This window comes from Robinsoniella sp. KNHs210 (assembly GCF_000686105.1).
Taxonomy (GTDB): Bacteria; Bacillota; Clostridia; order Lachnospirales; family Lachnospiraceae; genus Robinsoniella; species Robinsoniella peoriensis.
Map to the genome: position 1 here is coordinate 1310410 of NZ_JMLZ01000002.1, position 26831 is coordinate 1337240.

Annotated in this window: 22 protein-coding genes and 1 riboswitch; of the genes, 21 read left to right on the forward strand and 1 reads right to left on the reverse strand. The window is 43.3% G+C overall.

Features of this window, described 5'->3' with window-relative positions; genetic code table 11:
- The first annotated feature begins 4 nt into the window (after positions 1-4).
- The 6 genes from CD03_RS36035 (at position 5) to CD03_RS0112635 (ending at position 8461) form a co-directional block, all read left to right on the forward strand.
- Entirely contained in the window at positions 5-3097 is a 3093-nt protein-coding gene (locus tag CD03_RS36035; protein ID WP_027293953.1) for an NEAT domain-containing protein, read from the forward strand.
- A gap of 112 nt (positions 3098-3209) precedes the next feature.
- Positions 3210-4274, forward strand: a complete 1065-nt coding sequence (locus CD03_RS36040) for a heme-binding Shp domain-containing protein (protein ID WP_052377781.1) — start codon at positions 3210-3212, stop codon at positions 4272-4274.
- On the forward strand, positions 4264-5319 hold the full coding sequence (gene isdE / locus CD03_RS33375) for a heme ABC transporter substrate-binding protein IsdE (RefSeq protein ID WP_044289336.1): 1056 nt from the start codon (positions 4264-4266) through the stop codon (positions 5317-5319). Before CD03_RS36040 ends, isdE begins: the two co-directional genes overlap by 11 nt.
- A gap of 70 nt (positions 5320-5389) precedes the next feature.
- Positions 5390-6346, forward strand: coding sequence for a FecCD family ABC transporter permease (locus CD03_RS0112625; RefSeq protein ID WP_377139008.1), 957 nt, complete (start codon positions 5390-5392; stop codon positions 6344-6346).
- The gene (locus tag CD03_RS0112630; RefSeq protein ID WP_027293955.1) at positions 6336-7094 is read left to right on the forward strand and encodes an ABC transporter ATP-binding protein; all 759 of its coding nucleotides are present in this window, start codon (positions 6336-6338) and stop codon (positions 7092-7094) included. The genes CD03_RS0112625 and CD03_RS0112630 overlap by 11 nt, the downstream gene beginning before the upstream one ends.
- Positions 7095-7258: 164 nt before the next feature.
- Positions 7259-8461, forward strand: a complete 1203-nt coding sequence (locus CD03_RS0112635; RefSeq protein ID WP_027293956.1) for an FprA family A-type flavoprotein — start codon at positions 7259-7261, stop codon at positions 8459-8461.
- 121 nt (positions 8462-8582) lie between these two features.
- Here the strand turns inward: CD03_RS0112635 and CD03_RS0112640 are convergent, their stop codons facing one another.
- Entirely contained in the window at positions 8583-9548 is a 966-nt protein-coding gene (locus tag CD03_RS0112640) for a radical SAM protein (RefSeq protein ID WP_044289338.1), read from the reverse strand.
- Between the two features lie 270 nt (positions 9549-9818).
- Positions 9819-10026: riboswitch (cobalamin riboswitch) on the forward strand.
- Between the two features lie 561 nt (positions 10027-10587).
- Between CD03_RS0112640 and CD03_RS0112650 the strand changes: the two genes are divergently transcribed.
- From CD03_RS0112650 to CD03_RS0112715, 15 genes are all read left to right on the forward strand, one after another.
- Entirely contained in the window at positions 10588-11067 is a 480-nt protein-coding gene (locus CD03_RS0112650) for a complex I 24 kDa subunit family protein (protein ID WP_027293958.1), read from the forward strand.
- A complete protein-coding gene (locus CD03_RS0112655; protein ID WP_027293959.1) occupies positions 11064-12935 on the forward strand; it encodes an NADH-quinone oxidoreductase subunit NuoF in 1872 nt (623 codons plus the stop codon). Before CD03_RS0112650 ends, CD03_RS0112655 begins: the two co-directional genes overlap by 4 nt.
- Positions 12936-12947: 12 nt before the next feature.
- The gene (locus tag CD03_RS0112660; RefSeq protein ID WP_027293960.1) at positions 12948-14636 is read left to right on the forward strand and encodes a [FeFe] hydrogenase, group A; all 1689 of its coding nucleotides are present in this window, start codon (positions 12948-12950) and stop codon (positions 14634-14636) included.
- A 101-nt stretch (positions 14637-14737) separates the two neighbouring features.
- Positions 14738-16570 carry an NAD(P)-binding protein gene (locus tag CD03_RS0112665; protein ID WP_027293961.1) on the forward strand — a complete coding sequence of 611 codons (1833 nt, stop codon included), beginning with the start codon at positions 14738-14740 and terminating at the stop codon, positions 16568-16570.
- Positions 16564-18297 carry an NADH-dependent [FeFe] hydrogenase, group A6 gene (locus CD03_RS0112670; RefSeq protein ID WP_027293962.1) on the forward strand — a complete coding sequence of 578 codons (1734 nt, stop codon included), beginning with the start codon at positions 16564-16566 and terminating at the stop codon, positions 18295-18297. Before CD03_RS0112665 ends, CD03_RS0112670 begins: the two co-directional genes overlap by 7 nt.
- A 102-nt stretch (positions 18298-18399) precedes the next feature.
- Positions 18400-19866 (forward strand): stage IV sporulation protein A, encoded by a 1467-nt coding sequence (gene spoIVA / locus CD03_RS0112675; protein ID WP_027293963.1) that lies wholly within the window; start codon positions 18400-18402, stop codon positions 19864-19866.
- Positions 19867-20045: 179 nt separating this feature from the next.
- Positions 20046-20786, forward strand: a complete 741-nt coding sequence (locus tag CD03_RS36045) for a cell wall hydrolase (protein WP_052377782.1) — start codon at positions 20046-20048, stop codon at positions 20784-20786.
- Between the two features lie 37 nt (positions 20787-20823).
- Positions 20824-22254, forward strand: a complete 1431-nt coding sequence (locus tag CD03_RS36050) for an N-acetylmuramoyl-L-alanine amidase family protein (protein ID WP_027293964.1) — start codon at positions 20824-20826, stop codon at positions 22252-22254.
- Positions 22255-22401: 147 nt separating this feature from the next.
- Positions 22402-23451, forward strand: coding sequence for a nicotinate-nucleotide--dimethylbenzimidazole phosphoribosyltransferase (gene cobT, locus CD03_RS0112690; RefSeq protein ID WP_027293965.1), 1050 nt, complete (start codon positions 22402-22404; stop codon positions 23449-23451).
- Between the two features lie 167 nt (positions 23452-23618).
- Positions 23619-24146 carry a bifunctional adenosylcobinamide kinase/adenosylcobinamide-phosphate guanylyltransferase gene (locus tag CD03_RS0112695; RefSeq protein WP_027293966.1) on the forward strand — a complete coding sequence of 176 codons (528 nt, stop codon included), beginning with the start codon at positions 23619-23621 and terminating at the stop codon, positions 24144-24146.
- Positions 24143-24913, forward strand: coding sequence for an adenosylcobinamide-GDP ribazoletransferase (locus CD03_RS0112700; RefSeq protein ID WP_027293967.1), 771 nt, complete (start codon positions 24143-24145; stop codon positions 24911-24913). The genes CD03_RS0112695 and CD03_RS0112700 overlap by 4 nt, the downstream gene beginning before the upstream one ends.
- 116 nt (positions 24914-25029) lie before the next feature.
- A complete protein-coding gene (locus tag CD03_RS0112705; protein WP_027293968.1) occupies positions 25030-25416 on the forward strand; it encodes a bifunctional adenosylcobinamide kinase/adenosylcobinamide-phosphate guanylyltransferase in 387 nt (128 codons plus the stop codon).
- Positions 25409-26002: a histidine phosphatase family protein gene (locus CD03_RS0112710; protein ID WP_027293969.1), complete on the forward strand. Its 594-nt coding sequence runs from the start codon at positions 25409-25411 to the stop codon at positions 26000-26002. The genes CD03_RS0112705 and CD03_RS0112710 overlap by 8 nt, the downstream gene beginning before the upstream one ends.
- A gap of 30 nt (positions 26003-26032) precedes the next feature.
- The gene (locus CD03_RS38860; RefSeq protein ID WP_255348079.1) at positions 26033-26158 is read left to right on the forward strand and encodes a hypothetical protein; all 126 of its coding nucleotides are present in this window, start codon (positions 26033-26035) and stop codon (positions 26156-26158) included.
- Positions 26159-26256: 98 nt separating this feature from the next.
- Positions 26257-26616 carry a NusG domain II-containing protein gene (locus CD03_RS0112715; protein ID WP_330377184.1) on the forward strand — a complete coding sequence of 120 codons (360 nt, stop codon included), beginning with the start codon at positions 26257-26259 and terminating at the stop codon, positions 26614-26616.
- The last annotated feature ends 215 nt before the right edge of the window (positions 26617-26831 follow it).

Consider the following 26831-nt stretch of genomic DNA (forward strand, 5'->3'; position numbering starts at 1 on the left):
AAACATGAAAGGTATGATAAAAAGAGCCATTGCACTACTTTTGGCACTATTAGTGATCGTTACTTCCTGTCCATATGAGGCCATGGCCGGGGAAAAGGGAAGTCTTCAACAACTTCAGGGAAAATTGGCTTATACGCAAGCCTTATTGCAGGAATTTGAAGGTGATATCCAGACATGGCTGCAGCCATATATTGACGGAGCCCATGCAGTTGCGGATGATCCGCAAGCTTCAGATGAAGAAGCAAGAACACAAATGGAAACATTGGACATGGTGATTGAGACCTTAAATACATATGAAGAAAGCCAGGATCAGACAACACAGGCCAAATCAGGAGGTTTATCCAAAGCAGAAGGTTCGGAAGGTTTCAGCCAGAATTTGTCAGAAGCAGAGTTAAAAGGCCAGGAATCCCAAACCGACCCGTCGGCTTTAAATGAAGCAATTGCACAGGCAGCCGGGATAGCTAAGGGAAATTATACCGATAAGAGTTATGATGCTCTCAAAAAAATAGTGACAGCAGCAGAATTAACGGTAAATGATGCCGCGCTTAATCAGGAGACGGCAGACATTTATACATCTGCAGTCTGGGCGTCTATAGCAGCGCTGACAGAAAAAACGGTAGAAGGAAAAATTCTGGATGGCATTTATACCATTCCTTCTGTTTTAAAACATGCAAATAACAGGCAGGATTCTATGGGAAATGCGGCTCTGAAAAAACCATCTCACTTAACGGTAATAGACGGAAAGGGGACGTTAACTCTTGATTTTGTATCCTTGTCCATTGCCCTTGGCACCGGCTATCTGGGACAGTTTTATTACCTTACCTATGACCAGGAAGGCTATCCGCCTGCAGGTACGGAAGTTTTTTCCCCAACGGTGACAGCTTATTATGAAGGGGTATACGATACTTATAATAATCCGGTAAATGGAATTGACGCGTTGATGAAAGGAAAGCTTTATCCTAAATCCATGACCATGCCCGTGACACTGGGCGACAGTGAGATCTGGGTTCAGGTATATGTGCCAATCATGGAAGGCATCTCAGCAGGAGCTGGAAAACAGTTTGCAAGACTACAGCTGGATTATGGAAACATGGAGCAGGTTTCCGGATTGGATTCAGATAAATCCATACTAAATGCAATGATTAACCGGGCGAAAAACGTTGCCCAGGGAACGGCTTCCGATGAGGTATATGCAGCTCTGCAGGCATCCATTGCAGCTTCGGCAGAACTGGCTGCCAATATGAATGCATCCCAGGATCAGGTAAATGCCCAGACAGACGCACTGCAGTGTGCAGCAGAAATAATTACCGGAAAAATTTTAATCACTGATAAAAGTGCTCTGGAGGCAAAACTTGCAGAAGCGAACGCGTATTTGTCTAAGACGAAAGAATATACGGCTGCATCCCTGGCATCTTTAAAGAAAATAATTGAAACAGCGGAAACCGTTTTCGGGAAAGAAGATGCATCCCAGGCAGAAATTGACGGTCAGGTTACAATTCTGGAGCAGGGGGTTGCAGCACTGGTAAAACTGGCTGATAAGACTGCACTAACAGCAAAGATCAAAGAGGCACAGGGCTATCTGGAGCAAACCGGTGTCTATACCGAAGAGTCCTTAAATGTCCTGAAAAGCGCAGTCGAAGGCGCCAAAAAGATTTCTGACAATGCCCAGGCGGTTCAAAGCGATGCAGATGAAGTTGTGAAATCTCTGAATTCAGCAATTGCAAACCTGGAAAAAAAGAAAACGGCAGATAAGAGCAAGTTAAAAGCGAAACTGGAAGAAGCTGAAAAACTGGCAGAACAAAGTGATACATATACGTCATCTACCCTAAAAGCACTGAAAACGGTGATGAAAGCAGCACAGGCAGTTTATGACGCAAATGATGCGCCCCAGACATCCATAGATGCACAGACAGAGGCTCTTACGGCTGCAATCAGAGGTTTAAAGAAAACCACGGATGAAACACTGGACTATAAGAATTTAAAAGATGGTGTCTATTCTGTTTATACGGATATGATTAAGACAGACCGGGTCAGCAAGTCCATGTCCAATGATGCCATTAACCATACAATTAAATTAACGGTGAAGGATGGAACGTACAATCTGACTCTGGATTTTACAGGTCTTAAAATTAATGGCAGTTTCGGTTATTTAAGTAAATTGAAGTACTATGCGGATGGGTACACCTATGACTCCCTTGGAAATCCCCAGGGGACTTTAAAGGACGTAACCGTACTGACAACCCAGAAAGACAGTGATGGCAATGTGGTTGTGGATATCTATAATGATGCGCAAAGCCCATACCCGGACACCGTTTCTTTTGAACTGGTAAAGACGGCTTTGAACGATGAAAATGGATTAGTACCCTTACAGGTATTTGTGCCTATCATGGATGCTATTTCTGCAGGAGCAGGTACGCAGAATGTATTGATGAAATTAGACTGGACTACGCTGAAAAGCACAACGGATGACGATCCGGATTTGCAGCCGGATGATCCCGCAGAGCAGTCACCGGCATTTGATAAAACGGTAAATGGGGTTCGTATAGCAGCCGAAAAAGGAATGATACCCGAAGGTGCCAAAGCAGAGGTTACAGAGATTGCCCAGGGAGAGGAGTATACCAGTGCAAAGACAGCACTTTCATCCGTGTTTAGCAATTTTAAACTTTACAAAATTACCCTGAGTATGGACGGGAACGAAATACAGCCCGAAGGTTTTATAACGATCAGTATTCCACTGGGCAGTTTATCCGGAACAAAAGCCGGAGTTTATCGTGTGAACAGTGACGGAACGAAATCTCTTTTAGCGGGCAGCGTGGAAGACGGGATGTATGTATTCAAAACAAATAAGACCGGGCTGTTTGCAATTGGTGAGAAGACAGCTTCATCTATTACACCAAATACAAATAAACCCACTGTAAATACCCCGAAAACATCCGCGGGCACAACCCCAAGCACAGGCGGTACGGCTGTAAAAACAGCAGCAAATGCAAAGACAGGAGATACAACACAGATCGTACTTTTTGGAATGTTGTTTATGGCATCACTTGGGATTTTATCCTTAGCTGTTAGCAGAAGACTGAAAACAAGGAATAGGTGAGCAGAATGAAAAAAAATCTAAAAATAGAAAGGGTGCCACATTGCGATTCTTTCGGCCTGCATAATTGTGGCAGTATTGCAGATAAGACTGCAATAGGCAATGGGTGAGAAGTGTGAAAAAGTATTTGAAAAGATTGATAGCCGTATTAGCAGCAGCTGCAGTGGCAGCAGGATCAGCCGGTTCTGTGATGCCGGTACAGGCAGCAATGGCAAATGGAGTCTATACCGCAGTCGTCCATCCGAGTTACAGCCATCCGGTATCAGGGGAAATTGAAGATTCCGGAGGAGAATCGTCCCAGGTACTGGGACAGTCTATGGTGGAGAGTGTATTATATACCCAGGCTCTTTTGGAGGTAGACGAAAGCGGAAACACCTATGCTAATGTGAGATATTTTTTGGCGGACCAGATATCCGATGTGCAGTTTGCCGTGCAGGAATGGGGAGACAGCAACTGGATGAGTACGGATGGCAGCGTGATGCAGGAAAATGCAGGCGGAACCTATTGTACCGATTACCGCATCCTTCTGACTTCCGAAACTACAGTAGTCAGGAGTACGTTTTATGTGGAACCAATGGGAAGATATGTAATCTTTTATTATTATTTTACAGATCTGACGGAAGGAAACAATACGGACTTCATACAATCTGTCACAGTCACAAATGACATCCAGGCCCCAGAGACCCAGGCTCCAGAGACTCAGGCAGCAGCGCCCCAGACGCCGGCACCCCAGGCTGAGCCCCAGACAGCGTCCTCCCAGGAAACACCTCAGACAACGCCTCAGACAACAGCCCCTCAGACGGAGTCCCAAAAAGAAACAGCAGCAGCACCGACAGCGGCACCTGTAACCGAAGCTTCAAATCAGACCGGGCAGAAGAAGAAAGAGGAGAAACAGGATAATAGCAAATCTGATAATCCACTGGATGATGCAGTTGGGTTATCTGCATCAAAACCAATTGCAGCATCGGAAGAGGAAAGTGAAGAAGAAACAGCTTTACGCAAGGATAACGAGGATCGGACTGTGGGTGCAGGCAGCAGTTCAGGCGACATGGGACAGATGGTGAAATTAACCATAGTTACAGTCGTTGCCGGTGTTGTGACAGGAGTGGTATTGATGGCAGCTGCAGGTGGTATTCTATATGTAATCTACAAACGCAGTAAGGAGGAGGATGATGATTAAGCGCAAACTACTAAAAAAAGCCGGAATCCTTTTACTTGGGCTCTTTACCATGGTGACCCTGGGCGGCTGCGTTGATCAGACCCAGGGTAATAAGACCTTATCCCAAACCGCGGAAGTTACGGATTCCCTTTGCATTGCCGCAACCTCTATGGCAACCGTTGCCATCTGCGAAAAGCTGGATCTGGATCTGGCAGGGGTGCCTAAAAGCAGCCTAACAACCCTCCCGGACAGATATAAAGACGTGGAAGTAATCGGAACACCTATGTCTCCGGATATGGAGATTTTAAAGTCAATAAAACCGGATTGGGTATTAAGCCCGTCCAGCCTGCAGTCAGACCTGCAGAGTAAATACGAAGCAGCGGGTCTGGATTATGCTTTTCTGAATTTAAAAAGTGTTCCAGGAATGTATAAGTCAATTCAGGAACTGGGGCAGCTCTTTGACCGTGAGGAAGAGGCAGAGGTCCTGGTAAATGAATTCCTGGATTTTTATAATTCTTACAAAGATAAAAATGCAGATCAGGAAAAACCACGGGTGCTGGTATTGATGGGCCTGCCCGGCTCTTATATTGTAGCCACAGAAAATTCCTACGTTGGAAGCCTGGTGGAACTGGCAGGTGGAATCAATGTATATGAGGGGAGCGATCAGGAATTCCTTACGGCAAATACAGAAGATATGAAGAGCAAAGACCCGGATATTATATTAAGAACGGCGCATGCCATGCCGGATCAGGTCGTGAAGATGTTTGCCGATGAATTTGAGACGAATGACATCTGGAAACATTTCAGTGCCGTAAAAGAAGGCAGGGTTTACGATCTATCCTATGATAAATTTGGAATGAGCGCTACCTTTAATTATCCGGAAGCTTTGGAGGAATTACAGCCCATTCTCTATCCGGAAAGCGGAAGCAGTGTCAAAAAAGAGGATGCGCTTAAGGATACAGAGAACTTATCAGAAGAAATAACAGAAGACAAAACAGAAAACATAACAGAAGACAAAACAGAAGACAAAACAGAAAACGAGGAGCAGACACATGGTAGCAATTAAAGGACAGGTGGGACAGGAAGCCGGCAGGAAAAGAAAAATATCGAAAACCGGGCGGAAAACAGTTTCTTTCATGGTGATGATCATCCTTTTAATCACGCTGTTCTTTTTAGCAGTAAATATAGGAAGCCTGAAAGTATCTTTTATACAATTATTAAAAGGATTGTTTGTTGCGTTTGATGACCAGGTTGCTACTATTTATGACCTGCGTTTCCCCAGAATTATGATCTCCATGCTTGCAGGGGCTGCCATATCCGTCTCCGGTGTGCTGTTTCAGGCGGTGCTGAAAAATCCCTTGTCAGACCCTGGTATTATAGGCATATCCAGCGGTGCCAGCTTTACGGCAGTATTAATAACGGCATTTGCACCCCAGTGGTTTTTCTTCACTCCGATATTTGCTTTTCTGGGTGGATTAACAGCCTTTTTATTAGTCTATGGACTTTCCTGGAAGGGCGGCCTAAGCCCTCTGCGTATTATTTTAGTTGGTGTAGCCGTAAATTCCATGTTTGCAGGGCTTTCCAGCGCATTTAATTCCATGAACGGCGGAAATATGTCCGGTGTAGCGGCTATTGTGAATGGGAATATTACCATGAAGACCTGGGATGATGTCCACACACTTGTCTGGTATGTTGCAGCAGGATTGATTTTATCCATGGTATTTTCTGGGAAATGCAACCTGTTATCCCTGGAAGATAAGACAGCAAGAGGACTTGGGGTAAATGTCAATACAGTTCGTATTGTAATCTCCTGTGTCGCCGTACTGCTCGCCAGTATTTCTACAGCTGTGGCAGGTGTGATTGGATTCTTAGGGCTGATTGTTCCCCATATTGGCAGAATTCTGGTAGGATCGGACCATAAGGTGTTGCTTCCTTTTTCCATGCTGCTTGGAGCATTTACGTTTCTTCTGGCGGATACCATTGGAAGAACCGTCGCCGCTCCTTACGAGGTTTCCGCATCCATTATTATGTCGGTGGTGGGAGGACCATTCTTTATTGTATTATTAAGGAGGAGTTCAAAGTATGGAAGTTAAAAACCTGTCGTTTTCCTATGGGAAAAATAAGATCCTGGATGATATATCTTTTCAAGTGGAAATGGGGAAGATCACAACAATCATGGGTGCAAACGGGTGTGGAAAGTCGACCTTATTTTCGCTCATGACAAAAAATCTGATGCCCGACAAAGGAAAGATTTATCTGAATGGAAAGAATATCCGTAACATGAAATTAAAAGATTTTGCCACAAAGGTATCCATCGTTCATCAGTACAACTCCTCAAGCAGTGATATAACTGTGGAAAAACTGGTATCCTATGGGCGGACCCCTTACGCCAGGATGATGCATGGACAGAATGAAGACGACGAAAAAATGATTTCCTGGGCGATGGAAGTGACGAATATTGAAAAATATAAAGACCGGGAAGTAGCAAAGCTTTCCGGAGGTCAGAAACAGCGTGTCTGGATTGCGATGGCACTTGCCCAGAATACAAAGATATTGTTTCTGGATGAACCTACCACATATCTGGATATCCGATACCAGATAGAGATTTTGGAATTGGTAAAAAAATTAAACCGGGAATATGGCATCACCATTATTATGGTGCTTCATGATATCAATCAGGCTATGTACTTCAGCGACAATGTAATCGGTTTGAAAAAAGGGAAAATTGCGGTTTATGGAAATCCGGAAATGGTGATTGACTCTGATGCAATTCAGTCCCTCTATGGAATCCGTCTGGATATTGCTGACGTTAAAGGAAAAAAATTTGTGCTGGCTGTATAATCAGTATTCTCTTAAGCAGTGTTCATTCGACAAATCTTTATAAAATTCATGGATAAAGGAAATTTAAAGTGTTTATCTCTTGCAATTATTCTAATAAATGTTACAATCTAAAAGGAAAGTATTGAAGTACAATATAGAAGCTGGAAAGGAACGTGGTAATACCTATGCATTGCACAAGAAAAGTAACGGACAACATTTATTGGGTAGGCGGAAACGACAGAAGACTTGCCTTATTTGAAAATTTATTCCCAATTCCGAGAGGAGTATCTTATAATTCCTATTTAATTATGGATGAAAAAACAACACTGATGGATACCGTGGATTTTTCCATCAGCCGTCAGTTTATTGAAAATGTTCAATATGTATTAGCCGGCAGAACTCTGGATTATTTAGTAATTAATCATATGGAACCGGACCACTGTGCAAATATTGAAGTGCTGGTAAGGTTATATCCCGAGATGAAACTGGTTGGAAATGCCAAGACGGTACAAATGATCAAACAGTTCTATGAAATGGATCTGGAAGGAAAAGTGATTGAAGTCAAAGAAAAAGATGAACTTTCACTTGGAGTACATACCCTGCAGTTCTTTATGGCACCTATGGTGCACTGGCCGGAAGTAATGGTAGCTTATGAACAGTCAGAAAAAATATTGTTCTCCGCAGACGGATTTGGAACTTTCGGAGCATTAAACGGCAACATCTTCAATGACGAGATGGATTTTGACAGGGACTGGCTGGATGATGCCAGACGCTACTATACCAATATTGTAGGAAAATACGGTGTGCAGGTACAGGCACTGCTGAAAAAAGCAGCAACTCTGGACATCGAAATGATCTGCCCGCTTCACGGTCCCGTATGGAGAAGTGATCTTGGATATTTCATAGACAAATACGACAAATGGAGCCGCTATGAGCCGGAAGATAACAACGTGGTAATTATCTATGGTTCCATGTACGGCAATACGGAAAATGCAGCCAATGTGCTGGCAATGTCACTGGCGGACGCAGGCGTGAAAAATATTGCGGTATATGACGCTTCCGTAACCCATGTATCCCATTTAATTGCAGAGGCATTCCGCTGCAGCGTAATCGTAGTTGCAACGCCTACCTATAACGGTGGAATTTACCCATCCATGGAATCCTTCCTGCTGGATATGAAGGCGCTTGGGCTTCGTAACCGTAAAGTCGGTATTCTGGATAACGGTACCTGGGCACCTACCGCATCCAAACAGGTGAAGAAAATCTTAGAGGAAATGAAAGAGATTGAAATCCTTGGAGAAGTATCGATTAAATCTACGTTAAAGCCAGCGGGGCTTGCAAATGTAGAAGAGTTAAAAGATGCCATTATGACATCTTTGAATGCTTAAGAATAGCAGAAGAGTTTGAAAAAACGTTCTTTGCACAAGTGAGTTCCATCACCTGCGAAGAACGTTTTTTCATTTGTCTCTAAAAGCGGCTGCACCTGCGGGTCATAAAGTGGGGCGTGCGCTATAGTTCATATTCTGCATCCAGCAGCAGATCCCTGGCAGCAAGTACTCCGTATCCCCGGTTGCCAGCCGTATCCTGAACCAGATCTCTGGGATTAGCGCCTACCTCGGCATAAAGCTGGTTAACTCCCCCTGACAGGGTCAGAGGCGTTACTTCATGAGCATTCATGGAGCGGGAGGGTTTGGTTACCAGCCTTGCCACGGCAGCAATTTTAGCAAGTTCAAGGGATGAGATCCGGCCTTTGTCAGCCAGCGGCGTTCCGGGAACCGGAGTTCTTCGCATAACAGCCATTGCTTCCACGCCATAGTCTCTGGCACGGAGCATTTCATCTGCAATTTCTTCATAGGTATGTTCCGGACCGATTGGTTCTACACAGTAATAGAGTTCCAAACCTGTTTTTTTAATGACATCCAATGTCTGTATGCGTCGTTCCGGTAAAATGTCCGTATCAATGCCTTCCCCCAGACGCCGGATATGGTAGACACCCGTGAACCCGGTTTCCTTCAGGAGCATTGCTTTATCTTCATCAAAATCACCGATGTTAGCTACAAACCGGATATGATCAGGCAATACTTTTTTTACTTCCCTGGAAATATTCAGGAATTCTTCAAAGTCATAATGTGCTGTTGTCATTAGAAACAGATCATGGGTTCCGGCAGCAATTAACTGACGGACCGTTTCTAAGATATCCTCAATATCGTCCATAGTCTTCAGAAATGTGCCATCCATCACATAATTGCTCTCTGCCATAGAACAAAACTTACAGTTCATAGGACAGGGCTGGGCATTCAATCCAATCTGAGAAAAAATGTATGACTTATTATCATATTCATTACGGGTCATTTCATTTGCTAGTGCTAATAAATCGTAGAATTCCCTGCTTCCGTTTTTCGTCTGCAGCAGGGCAACGGCATTCTCTTTTGTCAGCTCGGCAACCGATGCTTTTTTTAATAATTCTGTAATCATAAGAATTCCTCCTGATCCGGTATTGCCGGAAATGTAAATTTAATAGGAACTATCCGGGGAAAATCCCCTGGGAAATGGAGCGTGCAAGATGGCTTCATTTTTAAACACGTTCTGGACATATTATAAAATAATTTGTGTTATACAGCTGGAATTAATTTTCGTTTTTTGTAAAAAATAATAGATAATATAAAAAAATTCCAAAAAATATTGAAAAATATAAAAATGGTAATTGACAAATCCAGCATACATGCTTATAATGTAGTTGTGTAATTTAATATTGCTATATTAAGTGCTAAGGTTAATATCAGGACGAAGGGTATTAATTTTAGAAGAGGGAATTAGGTGAGAATCCTAAGCGATCCGGTCACTGTATTCAGGGAGTGAACCTTCATAATCCATTGCATAACCCATTGTGTGAGAAGGAGAAGGCAAACTATGATCTGTAAGTCAGGAAACCTGCTTAATGTATGAGATGCGCTTCCGTGAAGAGCGAAACATCCAGCCAGTTTAGTGTATGTACATATTCTATAAGTGCAGTACATTAATCTGTATCAGGTGTCGGCTTAGGGTGAGCAGGCATATTTTATTGTAGAAACTGATGAGAGCCTGGTTTATCAATTCTGGAAAAGATTGATAAACACGCAGATTGCGATGAATCTCAAAGCATATATAAATTCACAAAATACCTCCTTCATGACCGTTGTATTCATAACATCTCTTAGATGACCTCCGCAAAGATTCTGGGAGAAAAAGTGTCATGACCAAATGATGTATGCAGGTTCCCGCAAACTTGTATATATCGGAAGAACAGCTGATTTCCCGCAAAAATCAGCTGTTCTTTTTTTGTGTATTTAAAACAAGCCATTTCATATTAAAAATTCATTTTCTCTGTCTGCACACCCTGTTTTGTGCGAAATTAAAGTTAATTTCTTAACTTTTGGAATGGGTATTGTGCAATTTATTGATATAAGGTATAATATCATCAATATATATAGACAAGATATATAAGGATATTTTAGAAGAAGAAGGAGGATTGCGGATGCTTGATCAGTCATTTTACCAAAAAACAGACGAAATCATCGCACATTATGGCAAAAAGGCCAGTTCGTTAATTCCGATTATGCAGGATATTCAGGGGGAATACCGATATCTGCCGGGCGAACTGCTTACGTATGTGGCAAAAGAAATAGGAGTTAAAGAGGCAAAGGCTTATAGTGTTGCTACCTTTTACGAAAATTTTTCTTTTGAACCAAAAGGGAAGTATGTCATTAAAGTTTGTGATGGAACAGCATGTCATGTGCGAAAATCAGCACCCATATTAGAAGCACTTTTTAAAGAGTTAGGGCTTAGTCAGAAAAAGCATACAACTGATGATATGCTTTTTACGGTAGAGACGGTATCCTGCCTTGGGGCATGCGGACTGGCGCCTACGCTGACTGTTAATAATGAAGTACATCCCACAATGTCACCGGAGAAAGCATTGGAATTAGTTGCGGAATTGAGAGGTGCAGGCGTATGATCATTGATAGCAAAAAAACATTAGAAAAACATAGAAAAGATTCCAAAGAAGTGATTAAATCTTTTTCCTGCAGAATTCTGGTCTGTTCCGGCACCGGCTGTATCGCAACCGGTTCTGAAAAAATATATGAACGCATGAAAGAGCTTTGCGGCGATTTGGAAGGCGTTGTGGTAGAGATGCAAAGAGAAATTCCCCACATCGGTGTAGTAAAGAGCGGATGTCAGGGAATTTGTGAATTGGGTCCTTTAATGAAGATCGAACCTTATAATTTTCAGTATGTTAAGGTGCAGTTAGAGGATTGTAAGGAAATATTTGACCGTACCATTATGAAAGGGGAACCGGTTGAACGACTGTTTTATCATAAAAAGGACAAAGTATTTGCCCATCCAAAGGATATCCCTTTTATTTCAAAGCAGACTCGGATCGTACTTGAAAACTGTGGAAATATAGATGCAGAATCCATTGATGAATACATAGCATCCGGCGGATTTAATGCCCTTGCAAAAGCAATTTTTGATATGAAACCGGAAGAAGTCGTGGAAGAGGTTGATAAATCCGGGCTCAGAGGACGTGGGGGCGGCGGCTTCCCGGCAGGCAGAAAGTGGAAACAGGTAGCGCGGCAAAAGGAAAAAATCCGCTATATTGTATGTAATGGCGATGAAGGCGATCCCGGTGCTTTTATGGACGGAAGCGTTATGGAAGGGGATCCGTTTAAATTAATAGAAGGTATGATTATTGCAGCCTATGCGGTACAATCCCACGAAGGCTATATTTATGTAAGGGCAGAATATCCATTATCCGTAGCAAGGCTGCGCATGGCGATTCAGCAGGCAGAAGAATACCACCTTTTGGGTGATAACATTATGGGAAGTGATTTCAGTTTCCATCTTCACATTAACCGCGGTGCAGGTGCTTTTGTATGCGGTGAGGGCAGTGCACTGACGGCTTCCATTGAAGGAAATCGCGGAATGCCCCGTGTAAAACCGCCGAGAACGGTAGAAAAAGGACTATGGGAAAAACCAACCGTTTTAAATAACGTAGAAACTTTTGCCAACGTGCCTAAGATAATTTTAAAAGGCGGCGAGTGGCTTCGTACCATTGGATCAGAAGGAAGTCCGGGTACCAAGACATTTTCAATAACCGGAGCAATTGAAAATACAGGATTAATCGAAGTTCCAATGGGAACTACCCTGCGTGAAATTATTTATGATATCGGCGGCGGCGTTAAGAATGGCGGTGAATTTAAGGCTGTTCAGATCGGAGGCCCCTCAGGAGGATGTCTTACAGAAGAACATCTGGATGTGGGACTGGATTTTGATTCCGTTAAGAAGTTTGGAGCAATTGTAGGCTCCGGCGGACTGGTTGTTATGGACGAACATACCTGTATGGTAGAAGTAGCCCGTTTCTTCATGAGTTTTACACAAAGAGAATCCTGCGGTAAATGTGTACCCTGCCGTGAGGGAACAAAACGGATGCTGGAAATTCTGGAAAGAATCGTTGCAGGAAATGGAAAACTGGAAGATCTGGATCAGCTGGTAGAACTGGCTGAGATGGTAAAGAGTATGGCTCTTTGCGGACTTGGCAAGAGTGCCCCGCTGCCTGTTTTAAGTACCCTGAAAACTTTCCGTGATGAATATGTAGAGCATATTGTTGATAAGAAGTGTGCATCTAAGACCTGTGAGGCACTGCGCTCCTATCACATTAATCCGGAATTCTGTAAAGGATGCAGTAAGTGTGCGAAGTTCTGCCCTGTAGCAGCAATTACTGGAAAGTTAAAAGAAGCATATACGATCAACAATGACCTTTGTATTAAGTGCGGTGCCTGCAAGGACAACTGCGCATTTGATGCAATCTACATCGAAGCATAGGAGGGATTATATATGGGATTTATGACAATAGACGGTAGAAAAGTAGAATTTACCGACGAGCGGAATGTCCTTTCTGTGATTAGGAAGGCCGGTATTTCATTACCTACTTTGTGCTATCATTCAGAAGTTTCTACTTTTGGCGCCTGTCGCTTGTGTACCGTAGAAGACGACAGAGGAAGAACCTTTGCTTCCTGTTCAGAAGAACCAAGAGACGGGATGGTGATCTTCACCAATACCGGAAGAATAAAAAAACATCGGAAATTAATTGTGGAACTGCTTTTGGCAGCCCACTGCAGAGATTGTACGACCTGCGTAAAAAGCGGGGAGTGCGTGCTTCAGGAATTAGCTCACAGAATGGGTGTTACCAATGTCCGTTTCCAGAATACCCGTGAGATCAGACCGGTGGATAACAGTTCACCATCCATCGTTCGTGATCCCAATAAATGTATTCTCTGCGGAGACTGTGTACGTGCCTGTGAAGAAATCCAGGGGATTGGTGCATTGGGATTTGCATTTAGGGGAACGGATGCCATGGTTATGCCGGCATTTAATAAAACCATCGCAGAAACCGATTGTGTAAACTGCGGACAGTGCCGTATTTACTGTCCTACAGGAGCAATCAGTATCCGTACCAATGTAGATGAAGTCTGGGATGCTATTGCAGATAAAGATGTGCGTGTGGTTGCGCAGATTGCCCCGGCTGTCCGGGTTGCGGTAGGAGATGCATTTAACCTGACAAAAGGCAGGAGCGTAATGGGCAAGATTGTAAATGTGCTGCACCGCATGGGATTTGATGAAGTATATGATACTGCATTCAGTGCAGATCTTACCGTTATGGAAGAATCAGAAGAATTTCTGGAACGTATCGAAGAAGGTGAGAATCTTCCGCTACTGACATCCTGCTGCCCGGCATGGGTGAAATTTGTCCATGACCAGTATCCGGAATATGTGAAAAATATTTCCAGCTGCAGATCTCCACAGGGAATGTTCTCCGCAGTTGTAAAAGAATTTTACCGTCATCCCAAAAATGCAAATGGGAAAAAGACGATTATGGTGTCCATTATGCCATGTACGGCAAAAAAAATGGAAGCCAACAGACCAAATAGTTATACAAAAGGGAAAAAAGATACCGATTTAGTTATCACTACAACAGAGTTAATACGAATGATTCGAAATTCCGGTATTGAATTTGAAACCCTGGATCCGGAGGCATGTGATATGCCATTTGGATTTGGATCCGGCGGCGGAATGATCTTTGGTGTTACCGGCGGTGTGACAGAAGCTGTTTTAAGGCGTCTGACAGATGAGCATGACAAAGCAACCCTGGACGCAATTGCAGAGTGCGGGGTACGTGGAGAAGATGGTATCAAAGAAGTTACGGTACCTTACAATGGCACCGACTTGAAGATCTGTATTGTAAGCGGTCTTGCCAATGCAAGAGACGTCATGGAACGGGTGAAAAAGGGCGAAGCAGATTACCATTTCATCGAGGTAATGGCATGCAGAAGAGGGTGTATCATGGGTGGCGGACAGCCAACCAGAGCAGGAGACCGGACCAAAAATGCCAGAGAAAGAGGATTGTACAATGCAGATAATATAACGATTATCAAGAAATCGGATGAGAATCCGCTGATTGCACCTCTGTATGATGGATTGCTGAAAGGAAAGGTACATCAGTTACTGCATAATCAGGAAACGTAATTAAGTAAATATATACATTTTGGGACTGCCCGAAAGGGTTAGTCCCTCCTTGTGTTATTTAAATAACAAAAGAAAATTTAAGAAACGGAGATGAAAGAAATATGAGCAGGCTTAGTATTATTACTAGAAATCAGGCCCAGACCACAGTCGAAGAGCTCTACAAGGATTTGGAACGCAGAATCGTTGCCAGTCCACCAGGATTGTGTCCGGTAGACCTGGCAGTATCTTTCCTGAAGGTCTGTCATGCACAGACTTGCGGAAAATGTGTTCCCTGCAGGGTAGGATTAGGACAGCTTCAATGTTTGCTGGAAGATGTTCTGGATGGAAATGCAAAGATGGAAACCATTGATTTGATCGAAGAAACAGCCAGAAGCATTTATTATTCCGCAGATTGTGCAATTGGCTATGAAGCAGCAAATATGGTGTTAAAAGGCGTGCATGGCTTTCGAGATGATTTTGAAGAGCATATACTGCGCGGAAGATGTACCTGTGAATTAAATCAGCCGGTACCATGTGTTGCTCTGTGTCCTGCGGGAGTAGATATACCAGGATACATCGCCCTGGTGGCTGAAGAACGATATGCAGATGCGGTAGCATTAATCCGTAAAGATAATCCTATGCCGTCCGTATGCGCATTGATCTGTGAACATCCCTGTGAGGCCAGATGCCGCAGGAATATGATAGATGATGCGGTTAATATCCGTGGATTAAAACGTTATGCAATCGATCATGCAGGTGACGTGCCGGTACCGGAGCCGGCAAAAGCAACCGGTAAAAAGGTTGCAATCATAGGAGGCGGACCGGGCGGAATCAGTGCTGCTTATTATTTAGCTTTAATGGGGCATCAAGTGACGATTTATGAGCAGAGAAAGCAGCTGGGCGGTATGCTTCGTTACGGGATTCCTAATTACAGGCTGCCCCGCATCGCTCTGGATAAGGAAATAGATGAACTGTTGTCAATCGGTGTCAAAGTTAAGACGGAAGTAACGGTTGGGGAAAATCCCAATATCGTGGATATCCGCAACCAGTTTGATGCGGTCTATATTGCCATTGGTGCTCATATTGATAAAAAGATTGGTATTGAAGGTGAAGAAGCCACTGGAGTGGTATCTGCAGTTGAAATGCTTAGAAGTATCGGTGATAATGAAATGCCTGAATTTGACGGAAAAGATATCATTGTAGTCGGTGGCGGTAATGTTGCTATGGATGTTGCAAGATCAGCAGTCCGCCTTGGTGCGAAAAAAGTAAGAATCGTCTACCGCAGGCGTATTGAAGATATGACAGCAATGCCCGAAGAAGTACAGGGCGCCATTGCAGAGGGCTGTGAAGTATTAGAACTCCAGGCACCCCTTCGCATTGAACAGGATGAAAATGGAAATGCATGTGCACTCTGGGTTCAGCCTCAGATTATTGGTCTGGTGCAAAGAGGAAGACCGGCACCTGCAACAGCTGCGCAGGAAGAAGTTCGCCTGGACTGCGATATGGTTATTGTGGCAATCGGACAGGGTATCGAGTCCAAGGCCTTTGAAGAATATGGAATTCCGGTAAAACGAGGAGTTATTGAAGCCCTAAGCTGGAGCGGAATCAAAGATATCCCGGGCGTATTTGCCGGAGGCGACTGTGTTACCGGACCGGCTACGGTTATTCGTGCAATTGCTGCAGGTAAAGTGGCGGCTGCCAATATCGATGAATATCTTGGATTTAAACACACGATCAAATCAGATGTAGAGATTCCGAAAATCAGGCTGGATGACAGAAATGCCTGTGGACGTGTTACCATGAAAGAACGGGATGCTTCCGAACGGAAAGATGATTTTGAACTGATTGAATGCGGCATCACTCATGAAGAAGCATGTCAGGAATCCAGAAGATGTCTGCGCTGTGATCATTTTGGATTTGGCGTATTTAAAGGAGGGAGGATAGAAAAATGGTAAAATTGACAATCGATAAACAGCAGATAGAAGCAGCGGAAGGCACTACCATTTTAGAAGCAGCAAAAAGTGCAGGAATTCATATCCCGACTCTGTGTTATTTAAAAGAAATAAATGAAATCGGAGCCTGCAGAGTCTGTGTAGTTGAAGTAGAAGGGATCACCAAATTAGTTACCGCATGCAACAACGTGGTAGAAGACGGAATGGTAATCCATACCAACAGCCCGAAGGTACGTAAAACCAGAATGACTAATGTGAAACTTATTTTATCTCAGCATGACTGTAATTGCCCTTCCTGTGTCCGAAGCGGGAATTGCAATCTCCAGAAGATTTCCAATGATCTGGGTATTTATCATGTACCTTATAAGACGAAGCTGTCCCATATAAAAGGGTCGAAGGAATTTCCGCTGCTTCGTAATTATGAGAAATGTATCAAATGTATGCGCTGCATTCAGGTTTGTGATAAGATCCAGAGTTTAAATGTATGGGATCTTGCCAATACCGGTTCCCGTACCACGGTAGATGTATCCGGAAACCGTACTTTGGAAGAGGCAGACTGTACCCTGTGCGGACAGTGTATTACCCATTGCCCGGTTGGGGCACTTCGGGAAAGAGATGATACAGACCGGGTATTCGATGCCCTCGCAGATCCGGATAAAATTACGGTAGTGCAGATTGCACCATCCGTCCGTGCAGCATGGGGCGAGCCTTTGGGACTGGACCGGGAATTTGCCACTGTGAACCGCCTGGTTTCTGCCCTTCGGAAGATGGGATTTGATTATATTTTTGATACGGATTTTTCTGCTGACCTCACAATTATGGAAGAAGCAAGCGAGTTCTTAAAGAAAGTGGAAAATAAAGAAAAGGAGAAGTTTCCGATGTTTACCTCCTGCTGTCCGGGGTGGGTACGTTTCTTAAAAGCACAGTATCCGGATATGGTAGATCAGTTGTCTACCGCCAAATCACCGCAGCAGATGTTTGGAGCAATGGCGAAGAGTTATTATGCGGACTTACTTGGGGTGGATCCTTCCAGAATTTATTCCATTTCCATTATGCCATGCCTTGCGAAAAAGCATGAGTGTGCAATACCCACCATCAATGATGCCGGTGCTGGACCGGATGTGGATGTAGTGCTTACAACCAGAGAAATAGACCGGATGATCCGAGCCGAACATATCGCGGCAAAGGAATTGGAAGAGGAAGAATTCGATATGCCTCTTGGTATTGGCTCAGGTGCCGGTGTGATCTTTGGTGCAACAGGCGGCGTTATGGAAGCCGCTCTTCGTACAGCTTATTATTTCGTAACAAATGAGAATCCGGATCCTGACGCATTTAAAGATGTACGTGGTATGAAAGGATGGAAAGAAGCAACCTTTGATCTGGCCGGAACTCCCCTGCGTGTAGCGGTAGCCAGTGGTCTTGGAAATGCCAGGGAGCTAATCAAAGCTATCCGAAAAGGAAAGACGGACGTAGACTTTGTTGAAATTATGGCATGTCCGGGCGGATGTTCCGGCGGCGGCGGACAGCCAATTCAGGATGGAGAAGAACTGGCGGAAGTGCGTGCAGCAAATCTCTATGGACTGGATAAAGTAAGCGATATACGGTTCTCTCATGAGAATCCGTCTATTGTACAATGTTACCAGCATTATTTGCAGCGTCCTCTGTCACATCGTGCCCATGAACTGCTGCATACCGATCATCATAGCTGGAAGATGCCGGGAGAAGAATAATCGGTCACTTTACTAGATTCAGTTTTGAAAAATGATTCATCAATGATTCTATCATTGGCCCCCTCTGCATATACTATACCAGTATATAGAGGGGGTATTTTAATGGAAGAATTCAATTTATACAAAGATATACAAGCCCGTACCAAAGGTGAGATCTTCATCGGCGTAGTTGGGCCTGTAAGGACAGGAAAATCTACCTTCATCCGTAGATTTATGGAACTGATGGTATTGCCGGCGTTAAAAGAAAACGACAAGGCGATTGCAACAGATGAAATGCCAACCAGCGGCAAAGGACGTACCATAACTACCGTAGAACCGAAATTCATACCAAAAGAAGCAGCAAAACTGTCTTTATCTGAAGATGTGGATGTTAGAATGCGGCTGATCGACTGCGTAGGCTACATGGTAAAAGGCGCAGCAGGAATGGATGACAATGAGAAGGTCCGTATGGTTAAGACACCCTGGTCGGAAAAAGAAATTCCGTTTACCCAGGCGGCAGAAATCGGAACAAGAAAAGTTATTCGTGACCATGCTACCATCGGATTAGTAGTTACCTGTGACGGAACATTTGGAGAAATACCAAGAGAAAATTATCTGGAGCCGGAAAAACGTGCGATCACAGAATTAAAGAACATCGGAAAACCATTCCTGGTATTGGTTAATTCAGAACGCCCTTATGGAGAAGAGGCAAAGCAGGCGGCATCTTATATCTTCGATACTTATGGGGTTACTGCGATGCCGGTAAACTGTGAGCAGTTGAAAAAAGAAGATGTAAGCAAAATCCTGGAACAGGTACTATACGAATTCCCACTGGTTAAGATTGAATTTTATGTGCCCAAATGGGTAGAAATGCTTCCGGGCGACCATGTGATAAAGGAAAGCCTGATTAAAAGCATACGGGATATCATGAAAAAAATGCAGCATATCCGGGATATTTCCAATGAAGCGCTGCAGATGGACTATGACTTTATTAATAGTGTGAAGCTTGACGCAATCGAGCTATCCCAGGGAACTGCCAAAGTCCGTATAGATCTGGACGATACATATTACTACGAGATGCTCAGTGATATGGCGGGAGTTCCGATCCAGGGCGAATATCAGCTTCTTTCTATTATTAAAGAACTTTCCAGGAAAAAGGGCGAATACGAAAAAGTAGAAAATGCCCTGGAAGCAGTCAGAAATACCGGATATGGAATTATTACGCCGAATCAGGAAGAAATTGTTCTGGATGCCCCGGTAGTCATTAAGCAGGGCAGTAAATTCGGCGTGAAAATCAAAGCAGCCAGCCCATCGGTTCATCTGATCCGGGCTGACATTGAGACGGAAATTGCACCCATTGTAGGCAGTGAGCAGCAGGCGCAGGATCTGATGTCATTTATTAATGAAAACAGTGCCAAGGATGGAATCTGGAATACAAATATTTTTGGAAAATCAATCGAACAGCTGGTAGATGATGGAATTCATACAAAGCTTGCGAAAATTGGAGAAGAAAGCCAGACAAAACTTCAGGATACGATGAAGAAAATTGTAAATGAGTCTAATGGAAGCCTTATTTGTATCATCATATAGGTAATCAGAATCGTGCAGCGGCATTCGATCAATTTCGGATGCCGCTGTTTCTGTCGAAATAGAAATGAAACAAAAAATTGACAAATACTAGTAAATGTTTTATAATATCTTCATATTCTTAATATAATCGTAATAAATATACGAGGGGTTCCACGGGGAGTTTCACGAAAGGAACGAGTATGAAGGAATTAAAAAGAATATTGTCATTGGTTCTATTGTTTGTTTTGCTGGCTTCTATATCTATGGACAGCCAGGCAGCATGGAAACGTTACAAAGGAGACCGCTGGAAATACACAGTTTCGTCTGAAAATACGGTCAGAAAAAAGTATGTTAAGAACAAATGGAAAAGAATTAATGGTAAATATTATTACTTTGATTCAAAGGGATGGCTGAAAACCGGACGGATTAAGGTAAAGAAGAAATGGTATTATTGCGATTACGAGAAAGGGCGTATTTCTAACCAGTGGGTAGGAGACTACTATTATGGCAGGAATGGAGTTATGGTCAGGAACAAATGGGTGGGTATGTATTATGCCGGTAAGAACGGCAAAAAAGTTCCTGGAAAAATTCGGAATACAAAAGATGTACGGCTGTTGTCTGCGATTACTTATCTGGAAGCAGGGAATCAGTCCTATGAAGGAAAACTGGCAGTGGCAAATGTAATTTTAAATCGTGTCAATGACAGCAGTTTCCCGAATACGATACAGGAGGTCGTATATCAAAGCGGGCAGTTTACGCCTGCAATGAATGGAATGCTGAGCTGGTTGTTAGAAAGCGGTCAGGCTGTGCCATCCGAATGTATCAAGGCTGCAAAAGATGCTCTTACGGGAGTGAATAATGTACCTGGATATCTGTATTTTACAACTGGAGTATGGGGGCCGTTAAAGATTGGTGACCATTACTTCCGCAAAACTTATTAACATCCTATGATGAAGATTGAACAGGGAGATTTTACAAGTGAAAAAAAAGATATTAACAGCTGTAGCAGTGATGTTTGTCGCATTTATCGTAACTCAGCCATTGAATGCGAAAGCGGATTGGAGACAGACTGCAAAAGGGAATTACTATTATATTGGTAATGATGGTAAAAAGGTAAAAGGCCGCTGGATTGGGGATTACTATCTCAATTCTAAAGGCTACATGGTAAAAAATAAGTGGGTCGTAAGCAACGGAACAAAGTATTTTGTCGGGGCAGACGGGAAATGGATTCCAAATTTCCGTAAGGGATGGTATCAGATCGGAAAGAAATGGTACTATTATACAAGTTCAGGTAAGATGAAGACTGGATTTTTTACGGTAAAAGGGAAAAAATACTATTGCAACAGCAAAGGGATCATGCTTACAGGACTCCGTAAAATCAGTGGAAAGCGATATTATTTTGACAGCAGCGGAGCGATGAAATTTGGTTTTCGGACAGTGAAGGGAAATCGTTATTATTTCCGCAAGACTAATAAAGATGGTTATGCATTTACCGGACTTCGTAAAATGGGCGGAAAGTATTATTATTTCTCGGCAACCGGTATTATGCAAAAGGGCTGGCAGACGGTTAACAATGCCCAATATTACTTCCAGAGCGATGGTAAATCAGCTACCGGCTGGGAGAACATCAGCGGAAATACATATTATTTTACAAACAAAGGCATTATGGTAAAAGGTTTGCAGAATATTGACGGAGCTTTGTATTATTTTGGTGATAATGGAATCATGTTTAAAAATACCACAATAACCGTCAATGGAGTCACCTATCAGGTCGATGCAAGCGGAAAATGTAATCAGAATGTGAATGATCCAAGCGGCGGCGGGTCAGTTTCCCAGGAAATGTTATTCTTTACGAAATATGAATCGGGTCCGGAGGCTTATGGACAGACTGGTGGAGACAATGGAAACGCATGTGGAAAGTATCAGTTCGATTATCGCTATTCACTGCTTCCTCTGGTAAAATACTGTTATTCCAAAGATCCGGTAACTTTTAAAGAATTTCAGCCATATGCAGCATATGCCCTTACGGAGAAAAATAAGGCGAAGCTGAAAGGCAACCAGAAATTCTTCCGGGCATGGCAGACAATTTATGCAAGAGCACCAAGATTATTTGCTTCATATCAGGATGAATTTGCAAAACAGGAATACTATGATGAAACTGAAAGATATCTCATGAATATGGGGATCAATATTAAGTTCCGCCCGGACGTGGTAAAAGGAAGTGTATTCAGCTACTCTATCCAGCATGGAGCCTATTCTGCGGCACTTGCAGTGAAGGCAGCGGGAATAAATAATGGAACGTCAAACAGAAGTTTTATTAACAGATTATATAATCACAGAATCAGTAATTTCCCACTTTATCGAACTAGATATAACAGTGAGAAAGCAGAAGCTTTAAGTTATTTGTAGTTCATGGGAGATGTTAGGAGGCGATGCTTAGTCATCGTCTCCTTTTTTGCGTCGATCCCCTCATTCTTTCCCTTGACATGAAAATTATTGTAACTTATTATATTATTTAAAGAGTTTTTTGAAAATTTAATCATGGAGGACTTACAAATGACATTAGAAGAAGTGCTTCTGACTGTGAAAGAGCCAGATGAGGGTGCAATGAACAACTGCAGGAAAAGGTGGGACAGTATTGCAAAGCCGCTGCATAGCCTGGGTAAAATGGAAGATTATCTTGTGAAGATTTCCGGAATGACAAAAAGCAGTAATATTGATCTGGCGAAAAAAGCATTGGTAGTAATGTGTGCAGACAATGGTGTGGTAGAAGAGGGTGTGACCCAGACCGGGCAGGAAGTAACCGCAATCGTATCGGAAAATTTTCTGAAAGAGCAGGCGACGGCAAGTATTATGTGCCGGGTGGCAGGAGCAGATATTTTCCCGGTGGATATAGGAGTTGCAAGAGATACCAGTATCATTAATCATAAAATTGCCTATGGAACCAGGAATATGGCAAAAGAACCGGCAATGACCAGAGAAGAGACGGTTCAGGCCATTGAAACTGGTATTCAGATGGTTGCAGAATTAAAAGAGAAAGGTTACCGTATCATAGCTACCGGAGAGATGGGTATTGGTAATACTACAACGAGCAGTGCGGTTGCCTCGGTTCTTTTACATACATCGGTGGAAGTGGTAACAGGAAAAGGAGCAGGACTTTCTTCAGAAGGCTTCAAACGTAAGATCGACACTATTAAAAAGGCGATTGCGCTTCACACGCCGGATACTCAGGATGCCATAGATGTGTTATCGAAAGTGGGCGGTCTGGATATCGCCGGACTTGCAGGTGTATTTTTAGGCGGGGCAGCATACGGGGTTCCCATTGTAATCGATGGATTTATTTCTTCCGTGGCGGCGCTTGCAGCTGTGAATATCTGTCCTTTGGCAAAAGCGTATATGCTGGTTTCCCACGTATCCAAAGAACCTGCGGCACACCTGATTCTGGAAGCGCTGAAGATGGAAGCGGCACTTACCTGTGACATGTGTCTGGGTGAGGGTACAGGTGCAGTTACCCTGTTTCCGGTTTTGGAGATGGCAGTGGCAGTTTATAACGGGATGAGTACATTCCAGGATATACAAGTGGAGGAATATAAGCCTTTATCATAAAAGGGCTGGGGGTAAGTGTGAAAGAAAATCACTTTCACACTATTGATTTGGGAATAGCACAAGCCAGCTTGTGCTATTGCTGGGGGTAGGTGTGAAAGAAAATTACTTTCACACATTCTATTGTTGCAGTACCGCAGATCTGTCTGCGGTATGCAGGAGGTACAGATATGTTAATGATTGTAACAGGAGGCAGCGGAAGCGGCAAATCTGCCTACGCAGAAGAACAGATTATGAAACTGGGAGAAGGAAGCAGAATATATATTGCGACGATGATGAGCTTTGACGCAGAAGGCGACAGAAGGATTGAAAGGCACCGTAAAATGCGGGCAGCCAAGAACTTCCAAACCATTGAGTGCTATATGGATTTAAGCTCTGTCAATCTTCCCCCGGACGGAATTGTATTACTGGAATGTATGTCCAATCTGGCTGCAAATGAAATGTATGCACCGGGCGGTGCAGGTGAAAATATGGTAGAATCCATTCTGCATGGCATACAATCTGTTTTATCCCAGGTAAAAGCGCTGGTGGTTGTGACGAATGAGGTATTTTCCGATGGACAGGAATACGATTCCCAGACCATGCAGTATCTTGAATATTTGGGAATCATCAATCAGGAACTGGCTAAAAAGGCAGATACAGTTACAGAGGTGGTATGTGGTATTCCCCTGGTTAGAAAAGAGAGGCTGGATTCATGAAAAAGATAGGTAATAGTTTTATCATTGCATTTGCAATGTACTCCAAGATCCCTATGCCCAGGACCGAATGGACAAAGGATAACATGAAATATGCAATGTGCTTTTTTCCGGTGATTGGAGCGGTGATTGGAGCAGTTATACTTCTGTGGAATTATATCCAGGGGTATGCTGGGTTTGGAAATTCATTTTATACAGTTGTTCTGATGATGATACCGGTTCTGATAACCGGAGGAATCCATCTGGATGGTTTGCTGGACACCTCGGATGCTTTGAGTTCCTATAAACCAATGGATCAGAAACTGGAAATACTGAAAGATTCCCATGCGGGGGCATTTGCAATTATCGTAGGGATATGTTACTTTTTTTTACTGTTTGGATGTTATTCGGAGACAAATGCCAGAATGCTTTCGGTACTGGCAATCGGTTTTATGCTGTCCAGGGCACTTAGCGGACTTGCGATTGTCAGCTTTCGTATGGCGAAGAATACCGGGCTGGCAGCAACCTTCTCAGATATGGCTGTAAAAAGCAGGGTAAAGATGGTAATGATCATTTATATCATTTTGTGCGCTGTGGGGATGATTCTCCTTGAACCGGTTCTTGGAACCGTTTGTTTCCTCAGTGCCCTTTTCATGTTTGCTTACTACCGCCATATGTCCTATCAGAAGTTTGGCGGGATTACCGGAGATCTGGCAGGATTTTTCCTGCAGGTATGCGAACTGGTAATGGCGGCTGCCGTTGTAATAACAGCAAAGATTATCGGGATGTAAGTTATTAAAAAAGTATGGAACAAGTAAAGATATGGAATAGTATAGAATCAATGTAAACATGAACCAGCAAATGAACGAAATTTCGTAAACATAGAAATAACAGAAAGGAATAGACTATGAAACTTGTAATCGGCGGTGCTTTCCAGGGCAAGAAAAAAGCAGCCTGTGAGCGGTATCAGTTGTCGGATTCAGACTTTATAGACGGCATTACCTGTATGCCGGAAGAGTTAAAAAGCTGCAGGGGGATTTTTCACTTTCATGAATATATAAAGAGAATGATCCGGGAGGGGGAAAATCCAACAGGGCTGATAGATATGTTATATGAAACCAATCCGGAGATTATCATTGTGTGCAATGAACTTGGATATGGGGTAGTCCCGATGGAAAAGTTTGACCGGGAATATCGGGAAACAGTAGGAAGGCTTTGCTGCAAAGCCGCTGAATATTCGGATGAAGTAGTGCGGGTGGTATGCGGACTGGATACGGTGATCAAACATGCCTGAGATTTTACTGATACGCCATTCCAAAACAGAAGGAAACCTGCTGGGGCGTTATATCGGAACTACAGACGAACCACTCTGTGAAAAAGGAGTTGAACTGCTGAAGCAGAAAAAATATCCTACAGCGGACAGCCTTTATGTAAGCCCGATGAAAAGATGTATAGAAACAGCCAAGAGAATCTATCCCGGTATGCCCTGCGAAATTATAGCGGATTTTCGGGAATGCAGCTTTGGAGAATTTGAAAATAAAAACTATAAAGAACTGGATGGAAACCCTGCGTATCAGGCATGGATAGACAGCCAGGGAACAATACCTTTCCCGGGCGGAGAAAGCCAGGAAGTATTTCGCAGCAGATGCTGCCATGCATTTCAAAATACCGTGAATGATATTATAAGCAAAAAAGTTTCAAGAGCTGCTATCGTGGTTCATGGCGGTACCATCATGAGCATTATGGAAGCGTTTGCTGTTCCGAAAAGAGCATTTTATGATTGGCAGGTAAAGAATGCGCAGGGCTTCCTGGTGGCATTAGATGAGGCGGCCTGGCGGGAAGAGAAGAAGATTCGGGTGGTAGAGAAAATTGGGGTTTAGCTGATCAAGACGCTTTGTAAATGATAGGTAGTGTACAGAAAGATGGGTGTGGGAAACTGGCATGGGCTCCGTCAGCTGGCCGCAGAACTGGCATGGTCCGCCTCCTTCTCTTTCCGTACACCACCGCCATCTACAAAGCGTCCCCTTCTTATCTAAACCCGTCAATTTCGAACATATGGTTGAATTTATAAAAAATATGTGCTATCATGTACAAGATATTTACAAAATATGAGCATCACAATACATGGCGGTGAATGATGAAAAGAAATGACTGGATATTGGCAGGTGCTGTAATAGCGGTTGCTTTCATTGCATTTATTGGATATACAATTTTTCAAAAAGACGGAAATATGGTTCAGATAATGGTAGATGGAAAAGAATACGGAGTCTATTCCCTTTCTGAGGATCAGGTGATTGAGATCAATGATACCAATACTCTTGAGATTAAAGGCGGGAAAGCAGATATGATTTCGGCAAAGTGTCCGGATAAGCTCTGTGTCCAGCAGAAAGCCATTAGTAAATCAGGAGAATCGATTATCTGCCTTCCCTATAAAATTGTAGTCCGGGTGGAAGGGGCGAAGGATGCCTCCGATTATGATTCCATAGCCGGCTGAAAGAATCATTTTTTGTGAAGCATACATTGATATTGGATTTAACTTCGCAGTTTACATAGGAAGAATAAGTTTGAAAAGTGTGAAAGGAAATCGCTTTCGAACTATCTACTCGCCCTTCATTGGGGAGAATTCTCCCACAAACTGTGATGCGCAGCTGTCAGAAAGCAATTTTTAGATACGCTTAGCGCAAGTCAGCTTGTGCTACTTAGGGAGAT

Coding starts and splice junctions, on each gene's coding strand:
- CD03_RS0112670 (WP_027293962.1), top strand. CDS start 16,564: ATGGTAAAATTGACAATCGATAAACAGCAGATAGAAGCAGCGGAAGGC.
- spoIVA (WP_027293963.1), top strand. CDS start 18,400: ATGGAAGAATTCAATTTATACAAAGATATACAAGCCCGTACCAAAGGT.
- CD03_RS0112655 (WP_027293959.1), top strand. CDS start 11,064: ATGATCATTGATAGCAAAAAAACATTAGAAAAACATAGAAAAGATTCC.
- cobT (WP_027293965.1), top strand. CDS start 22,402: ATGACATTAGAAGAAGTGCTTCTGACTGTGAAAGAGCCAGATGAGGGT.
- CD03_RS0112695 (WP_027293966.1), top strand. CDS start 23,619: ATGTTAATGATTGTAACAGGAGGCAGCGGAAGCGGCAAATCTGCCTAC.
- CD03_RS0112640 (WP_044289338.1), bottom strand. CDS start 9,548: ATGATTACAGAATTATTAAAAAAAGCATCGGTTGCCGAGCTGACAAAA.
- CD03_RS0112665 (WP_027293961.1), top strand. CDS start 14,738: ATGAGCAGGCTTAGTATTATTACTAGAAATCAGGCCCAGACCACAGTC.
- CD03_RS0112715 (WP_330377184.1), top strand. CDS start 26,257: ATGATGAAAAGAAATGACTGGATATTGGCAGGTGCTGTAATAGCGGTT.
- CD03_RS0112630 (WP_027293955.1), top strand. CDS start 6,336: ATGGAAGTTAAAAACCTGTCGTTTTCCTATGGGAAAAATAAGATCCTG.
- CD03_RS0112700 (WP_027293967.1), top strand. CDS start 24,143: ATGAAAAAGATAGGTAATAGTTTTATCATTGCATTTGCAATGTACTCC.
- CD03_RS36035 (WP_027293953.1), top strand. CDS start 5: ATGAAAGGTATGATAAAAAGAGCCATTGCACTACTTTTGGCACTATTA.
- CD03_RS0112635 (WP_027293956.1), top strand. CDS start 7,259: ATGCATTGCACAAGAAAAGTAACGGACAACATTTATTGGGTAGGCGGA.
- CD03_RS36045 (WP_052377782.1), top strand. CDS start 20,046: ATGAAGGAATTAAAAAGAATATTGTCATTGGTTCTATTGTTTGTTTTG.
- isdE (WP_044289336.1), top strand. CDS start 4,264: ATGATGATTAAGCGCAAACTACTAAAAAAAGCCGGAATCCTTTTACTT.
- CD03_RS0112710 (WP_027293969.1), top strand. CDS start 25,409: ATGCCTGAGATTTTACTGATACGCCATTCCAAAACAGAAGGAAACCTG.
- CD03_RS0112660 (WP_027293960.1), top strand. CDS start 12,948: ATGGGATTTATGACAATAGACGGTAGAAAAGTAGAATTTACCGACGAG.
- CD03_RS0112705 (WP_027293968.1), top strand. CDS start 25,030: ATGAAACTTGTAATCGGCGGTGCTTTCCAGGGCAAGAAAAAAGCAGCC.
- CD03_RS0112625 (WP_377139008.1), top strand. CDS start 5,390: ATGGTGATGATCATCCTTTTAATCACGCTGTTCTTTTTAGCAGTAAAT.
- CD03_RS0112650 (WP_027293958.1), top strand. CDS start 10,588: ATGCTTGATCAGTCATTTTACCAAAAAACAGACGAAATCATCGCACAT.